This window comes from Pedobacter sp. (assembly GCF_035317785.1).
Taxonomy (GTDB): Bacteria; Bacteroidota; Bacteroidia; order Sphingobacteriales; family Sphingobacteriaceae; genus Pedobacter.
Genome location: NZ_DATHGC010000407.1, coordinates 1 through 3,414, shown reverse-complemented (window position 1 = coordinate 3,414; position 3,414 = coordinate 1). Strand labels below are relative to the sequence as shown.

General features: G+C 44.1%; 2 protein-coding genes. One reads left to right on the top strand and one right to left on the bottom strand.

What is annotated here, in order from left to right; translation table 11 throughout:
• Positions 1 to 2,074: carboxypeptidase-like regulatory domain-containing protein (locus VK541_RS25585; RefSeq protein WP_324373504.1), on the bottom strand; the 2,074-nt coding region annotated here is incomplete at its 3' end.
• Between the two features lie 192 nt (positions 2,075 to 2,266).
• Here VK541_RS25585 and VK541_RS25580 point away from each other — a divergent pair.
• Positions 2,267 to 3,414 (top strand): penicillin acylase family protein (locus tag VK541_RS25580; protein WP_324373503.1); only part of this gene is annotated, 1,148 nt, incomplete at its 3' end.

The following is a 3,414-nucleotide window of genomic DNA, read 5'->3' as shown; positions in this document are numbered from 1 at the left end:
CCCTGATGTTATTGTCCTTGGCTACGGTATATACGCCTGAGATTCTTGGGGTGAACCTGCCGTCAAAATTGGTGCTCTTATCGTATCTTCCTGATAAGGAAAGCTTGAATTTGTCATCGAACATTTTTTTGCCCAGTTGTGCGAATGCCCCGTACTCATTGATGTCAATATCTTCAGTCAGATCGTCGAAGATTGTTCCTCCGGAACGCAACTGATAAATCCTGTAGGATCCGCCAACTTGCAGCTCAACGACATTATTCAGTGCATTTGAGAAATTATACATGCCTTCATAGTGATATAAATTTGTTTTGTCATCAAATTTAGCCCCTGTTCCGGAAGCAATGGTATTATTGGCAATGTTACTTTTGGCAGCTTCAAATTGCGGCGTACCCGGTATCAGCCGGCCCTGATCTGCTGCGCCTCTTGCTGCAGTATGTGCCTGCGCATCAGTCACTGCGGGATTGGAAAGTTTTGCCCCGATATAGGTACCAATATATTGTGGGTACCAGTCGGTTGATTTCTTACCGGCTTCATTGATAAATGCACCTAAAATGGAAGAGATATAGGAATCACCTGAGCGCTCCTGGGTAGTATAGCCTCTTAAAAAGAAATCCTGTCCTTTTAATTCAAGTTTATACTGACCTATACTGAAATTACGCAGTGAATAGCGGTCTGATCCTGTATAGACTGAAGTACCTGTTCCCCAGTTGAGCTGGGCAATGGCCTCAATGGTCGGGGTAAATCTGTAATGCAATGATCCGGAAGTTTTTAAGGATTGTGTATTGTAGTCTACAAGTGTATTTTCGTTATATCCGGTTCTGGTAACGTTCTGATTGGGGAGAATTCCCGGATTTTTTAATCCGAAATAGAATGGCAGGTATTGGCTGCTCATCGCGGTCTTCAATTGCTGAGGCAAGCCGGGAATACCTGCAATTGCTCCTAAATAAGTTGCGTAACTGGCTCCTGCGGGAATGCCGTCAAGCGCTGTTTTGGGATTGAATGCTCCGCCGGTAGCTGCCAGAATGGTCGCACGAATTGTAGGCTCTATGCTTTGCTGAACCACACTCCTCATGTTTTGGGCGCTCTCATCGCCATATACGTTTATGCCGTCATATCCCGGATCGGATGCCCGGTCTCCGGTTTTAAAGGTACGGGCATTGCGGTCAAAGTTGGAATAGTTGTCTGCCTGCCAGTCTTTTGCCTGGAGGAATGAAAAAGAGGCTTTAACCGCAAACTTATTGTTCCATGCTTTGGCTAAGCGCACATCCAGCTGTTTATATTCCTGGTTGCCTGTGTTGTTATCGTCAATGTGGTTGATACCGGTTTTCAGCTGGAAACTGGCACCCTGGTAATCAAACGGGTTTTTTGACGTCATCAGCATGGTACCGCTGATACCGCCGGCACCGTACAGGGCCGAGGAAGCACCTGGCAATAACTCAACATTGTCCAGATCCAGGTCATTGATACCAATGATATTTCCTACTGAGAAGTTCAGACCCGGCGCTTGATTGTCCATTCCGTCTACAAACTGATTGAAACGGGTATTGCCATTGGAATTGAAGCCCCTGGTATTGATCGATTTAAAAGTCAAACTCTGTGTACTGGTTTCCACTCCTTTCAAATTGCTCAAGGCGTCATAAAAAGAAGGTGCTGATATTTCTCTTAGTGCGGCGGTACCCATTCTCTCGACCGAAACCGGAGATTCCAGGATACGTTCCGGTGTCCTTGAAGCAGAAATCACCACCTCCTGACCTAAGATAACGCCAGATTCCAGTTCAAAATCAAGATTAGAGGTATTGCCAGTGACTTCTTTTTCTACAGGATTGAAACCTATATAAGAAATTACCACCGTAAACGGCGGTTTTTGTGTTGTAGTCAAAGTATACCTGCCATTTGCATTGGTAGCGGTAGCAGAGGTGGTACCTTTGACTGTGATGCCTGCACCGGGTATCGGTTCTCTTGTCGTCTTGTCGACGACAGTGCCGCTTATAACTACACTTTGCGCATATGCTGATACGCATATAACGCATAAAATAATTAGTGTAACGATGGTTTTGGTAAAAGTTCTGCTCATACGAAAAAGATTTATATCTGGTTAATGCCTATATAAATCTAATACAAATTTTTATTTATCCAAACTGAATTTTGGTTAATAATTAATTACCAAAATCTAATTTTCATTGCAATTGATTTAAGTTTTATGTTAAATTGCAAATGCAAAAAAAGAGCCCGTCAAAATCTAATGGGTTCGCTGATTAAATGAGTTATGATGAATAAAACAAAGGCCCTTATTTGTGTCATTATCCCTATATTGTTAGCCTATGCACTGAATACAAAATTTGGAGATACTCCACCGCTTTTGAAGTTTCTGAACCCGTTCACAGGTTTTTGGCAGAACGCTGAAGCCACTGCAGTAAAACTGAATAAAAAAATAATTCTGAAAGGCGCACATCAAAATGTTGACATCGCTTTTGATGACCGCATGATCCCTCATATTTTTGCGCAGAATGACCATGATGCTTATTATGCACAGGGTTATGTAACAGCCATGCACCGGCTGTGGCAAATGGATTTTCAAACCCGGTTTGCTGCAGGAAGGTTGTGTGAGGTAGTTGGCAGGAAGGCAATAGAACTGGACAGGTACCAGCGCAGAATGGGCATGGTGTACGGTGCGGAAAAGTCTCTCGAGGGGATGATGGCAGATCCTCAGTCGAAAATAATGATCCTTGCCTATACGGAAGGCATAAACGACTATATCCATTCTTTATCTGCAGCAAAGATCCCGCTTGAGTATAAACTGCTGGATTTTAAACCTGAGAACTGGACACCCATAAAGTGTGCATTGTTGCTGAAACAGATGTCTGCTGTTCTGGCAATGGGCTCTGACGAATTTTACATGACCAACATCAGGAATAAATTTGGGACGGAAGTGGTCAAAGACCTGTTCCCGGATTATCCGTTTAAGGAAGATCCGATCATTCCGGCAGGCACCAAATGGAATTTTAATGCATTGCCTGTTCCCCCGGTTCCTGCTCCGGACTCTTCGCTACTCACTGAGAATATCCGCACCAAAGAAAAAGAGGAAGGAATAGGAAGTAACAACTGGGCGCTGAGCGGCAGCAAGACCGCTTCCGGATTTCCGATCCTGGCCAATGACCCCCATCTTGACCTGTCACTTCCTTCGATATGGTACCAGATCCAGCTGCATGCACCGGGACTGAATGCTTATGGTGTTTCACTTCCCGGGGCACCGGGCATCATTATAGGATTCAATCAAAAAATTGCCTGGGGTGTGACAAATGTTGCGGCTGATGTCCTTGATTTCTATCAGATCAGGTTTAAAGACAATACACATACCAGTTACTGGTATGACAACCAGTGGAAGAAAACGACTTACCAGATAGAGAAAATTAA